This window comes from Persicitalea sp. (genome assembly GCF_041751555.1).
In the GTDB taxonomy this organism is placed as follows: domain Bacteria; phylum Bacteroidota; class Bacteroidia; order Cytophagales; family Spirosomataceae; genus Persicitalea.
Map to the genome: position 1 here is coordinate 1 of NZ_JBGSXF010000631.1, position 3,509 is coordinate 3,509.

The window sequence follows — 3,509 nt, forward strand, 5'->3', positions numbered from 1 at the left end:
GGCCCGCACTTTCCAGGAGGTCGATCTGATGATGAAAGGGGCGAAAAAGTACAAGGTAGCCACCCAAATGGGTAATCAGGGACACTCGGAGGCCAACTACTTCCAGTTCAAATCCTGGGTAGATGCCGGAATTATCAAGGATGTCACGTCCATGACCGCGCACATGAACAGTCGCCGCCGCTGGCACGGCTGGGACTCAAATATGACCCACTACCCCAACGGTGAACCCATCCCCAAGACGCTCGATTGGAACACCTGGCTCATGACAGCCCAGGAACACGACTACCAAAAGGATTTTGTGAACGGACAATGGCGCTGCTGGTACGATTTCGGGATGGGTACACTGGGCGACTGGGGCGCGCACATTATGGATACGGCCCACCAGTTTCTGGATTTGGGTTTGCCCTACGAAATCGACCCGGTCATGCTGAAAGAACATAACCCGTTCTTTTTCCCGATGTCTACCACGCTATCGTTCAAATTTCCGAAGCGGGGTAGTATGCCACCGATGGAAATCAACTGGTACGATGGCCTGGATAATATTCCGAGTGTACCGGATGGCTATGGCGTGTCGGAACTAGACCCCAACATTCCACCCGCCAGCAATGGCAAAATACAGCCCGCCAAGTTGAATCCGGGAAAAATTATTTACAGCAAAGACTTGACCTTCAAGGGAGGTTCGCACGGAAGTACTTTGTCCATCATTCCGGAAGATAAGGCCAAAGACATGGCCTCGAAACTACCGAAGGTACCGGAAAGCCCATCCAACCACTACGCCAACTTCCTGAAAGGTTGCAAAGGGGAAGAAAAATGCCGCTCCTCGTTCGACATCGCCGGACCATTGAGTCAGGTTTTTAACCTTGGAGTGTTGGCCCAAAGGCTGAACACCAAGCTGCTGTTTGATCGGGAGACGCAACGCATCACCAACAACCCGCTCGCCAACTTCCTGCTCGCCGGAGCCGCGCCGAGGAAAGGGTGGGAGGAGTATTATTTGTTGTAGGAATCGTCAGTGTATAGCAATTTAAACCTAAAAAACCTATGAACAAAGTACCCCAATCCAACCCTTTTTCTATTTTCCGCTACGTCATTTTATCGACGCTTGCCGCCCTGCTGGTCATTAGCAACAATAACGTACAGGCCAAGTCCTTCGCCACCCCGCTGGAAGGCCGCTGGGATCTCACGGTTGACATGGCCGGAAAACTGTCTCCCTCGTGGCTGGAGGTCACCCATTCCGGCAACCATACCCTGGTGGGTAGGTTCGTATCGGTGTCGGGCAGCGCGCGCCCTATTTCGGAGGTACATTTCCAGGACGGCAAATTTAATTTCTCCATTCCTCCCCAATGGGAGAGTGGTGAGAACGACTTTTCGGTGCAAGGTACCCTCATGGGAGACAAGATTGAAGGTACCCTAACTACCCCCGACGGAAAAACCCACAGCTGGACGGGAATGCGGGCTCCCAAACTGCGCCGTTCTTCAACCCCCACCTGGGGCAAGCCCGTAAAACTTACGGAAGGCAACACCATCAAAGGCTGGCACACCGAAGGTACCAACCAATGGACGATCAAGGATGGCGTGCTGAAAAGCGAGAAATCCGGCGCGAACCTGATTACTGATGAGAAATTTGACGATTTCAAACTGCACGTGGAGTTCCGTATCCCCAAGGGCAGCAACAGCGGCGTGTATCTGCGTGGCCGCTACGAAGTGCAGGTGACCGACGGCAAAGGCATGGAGCCCTCCTATGGGGAACTCGGCGGCGTGTACGGTTTTATCGCCCCCAGCGAGATGGTAGGCAAAGAACCGGGCGAATGGCAGTCCTTCGACGTCACACTGATCGGTCGCATGATTACCCTCGATGTGAATGGCAAACGGGTCATTACCAATCAGGAAATTCCGGGCATTACCGGCGGCGCGCTCGACAGCAACGAGGACGAGCCCGGCCCCCTCTACATTCAGGGCGACCACGGCCCGGTGGAGTACCGGAATATCGTGATTACACCAGCGAAGTAGGGTACCTAGTTATGAAAAACACCTATCTCCGTTGGAGGTAGGTGTTTTTTTTGAGCAGTCGTGGCAAAATTAATAGCGAGGCCCAATTCGATCCGGAAAGTATGTGACCAGGTACTTCTTGAAAGCAACCGGTCTGTCCCTCAGAATTGGAAGTAAATAAATGAGCCCGTACTTTTTTGGGTAAGTACCAGCACCAGGAGCATAAACGTCCATCCCAGCCCAAGCAGCCACCAGGGGGTCTGCCTGGCAACGGCCACCACCGACCGGTCGCGCATGAGCCAATGACAGCTTAGTAGAGCGACCGTAACAACCAGCACCTTGTACAGATCAATAGTAGCCAAGAGCTTCACCTGCACGGGTATCTGGCCAAACATTGAGAGCAACAGCCGCATGGCGGTACCAAAATCGGGAGCGCGGAAGAAAACCCAGGTAATAGTAACCAGCAAAAACGTCAACAGGGCCAGTGCAAACCGCGAAACCGAGCGACCTAATGGAATAGTCGGAAGAAAGGAAGCCTGTGTCATAAAAGGCCCGGTTGTGGTTGTGACGGGTACCCTGGGAAGCCGGGCCAACCGATTCCGGAATAATCTTTCCAGGCCCAGAAAAATGCCGTGCAGCGCGCCCCAAACCACAAACGTCCAGTTGGCACCGTGCCACAAGCCACCCAGCAGCATCGTTATCATCAGGTTCAGGTACGTCCGGGCATGACCGAGGCGGTTACCACCCAGCGGAATGTACAGGTAGTCGCGCAGCCAGGTGGAGAGGGTAATGTGCCAGCGGCGCCAGAAATCGGAAAAGCCAATGGCGGCGTAAGGGTAGCGGAAGTTGTCGGGCAGCACGAAGCCCAGACACAGGGCTACCCCGATCGCGCAGGTGGAATAGCCGGCAAAGTCGCAGAAAATCTGACCGGAAAAGGCAAGTACCCCCGCCCAGGCATCCAGCGGATGCAGCGGAAAAGGAACCCCAAACACCGAATCAGCCGTTTCTGACAGCATCCCATCGGCAATGCCTACTTTCATGAAGAGACCCAGCGTGAGCAGGAACAAACCCCAGATGAATTGAGTTTGGGTAGCCCGGTGGGGTACTTTAAACTGCGGAATCAGTTCGCCGGGCCGTACGATGGGACCCGCCACCAATTGAGGAAAAAACGTTACGAACAGGGAGAAATCAAGCAGGGACTTTTCCGGGGCAAACTGCCGACGGTACACATCCAGCGTGTAGGAGAGCGTCTGGAACGTATAGAACGAGATACCCACCGGCAGGATAATATCCGCCCCGGGTGGCTGGTAGGTAATACCCGCCAGCGAAAGCAGCGCCACGAAGTTATTCATAAGAAAGCCCCCGTACTTAAAGAAACCCAGCATACCCAGGTTTACTGCCAGGCTTAACAGCAAAAGGCCTTTGCGCTTAAACTGATTTTCCTCCCGCCCCAGCGCCAGGGCCACCAGGTAGTCTACAAGGGTCGAAAGCCACAGGAGCAGCACAAAAGGCGGGTTCCAGAC

The 3,509-nt window shown here is 54.3% G+C and carries 3 protein-coding genes; 2 read left to right on the forward strand and 1 reads right to left on the reverse strand.

The window, feature by feature from the left end:
* Both ACEW8P_RS22295 and ACEW8P_RS22300 read left to right on the forward strand, forming a co-directional pair.
* Nucleotides 1-1,000 (forward strand): gfo/Idh/MocA family oxidoreductase (locus tag ACEW8P_RS22295; RefSeq protein ID WP_373515276.1); only part of this gene is annotated, 1,000 nt, incomplete at its 5' end.
* A gap of 38 nt (nucleotides 1,001-1,038) precedes the next feature.
* Nucleotides 1,039-2,007 (forward strand): DUF1080 domain-containing protein, encoded by a 969-nt coding sequence (locus ACEW8P_RS22300; RefSeq protein ID WP_373515277.1) that lies wholly within the window; start codon nucleotides 1,039-1,041, stop codon nucleotides 2,005-2,007.
* A 140-nt stretch (nucleotides 2,008-2,147) separates the two neighbouring features.
* Here ACEW8P_RS22300 and ACEW8P_RS22305 read toward each other — a convergent pair.
* Nucleotides 2,148-3,509, reverse strand: a 1,362-nt coding sequence (locus ACEW8P_RS22305; RefSeq protein ID WP_373515278.1) for an MBOAT family protein, incomplete at its 5' end; no start/stop codon positions are given.